The 300-nt window shown below is 75.7% G+C and carries 1 pseudogene; it reads right to left on the bottom strand.

Annotated elements, in window-relative coordinates:
- A pseudogene (locus tag LO771_RS30270) lies at positions 1-110 on the bottom strand (FAD binding domain-containing protein); the annotation flags it as partial.
- Between the last annotated feature and the right edge of the window lie 190 nt (positions 111-300).

The following is a 300-nucleotide window of genomic DNA, read 5'->3' as shown; positions in this document are numbered from 1 at the left end:
AGCAGCCCGGCGTTGACGGCGCCCCTGAGGTCGGTGCCGCCGGCGACCGGGACGGCGGCCGGCGCGGCGGCCAGCGCCTCGACGGCCTCCTCCAGCGTGGCCGGCAGCATGATGGTCCGGGTCACCCTGTCCTCACCGCGCTCTGCTCGCTCACGAAGCCGCCCCTGCCCCGCCCGTACGGTACGTGCAAACCCTCCGGGCGGGGCAACTCTGGCACACACTGCACGGTGATCATTGACGGGGTGCGGGGGCGCTCCTCCGCGCCCGGCGCACGCCCGCGCACCAAAGCCCCCCAAGCCG

Origin of the sequence: Streptacidiphilus sp. ASG 303 (genome assembly GCF_020991365.1) — a bacterium.
In the GTDB taxonomy this organism is placed as follows: Bacteria; Actinomycetota; Actinomycetes; order Streptomycetales; family Streptomycetaceae; genus Peterkaempfera.
The sequence above is the reverse complement of the archived record's forward strand: the minus strand, read 5'-3'. Positions and strand labels throughout refer to the sequence as shown.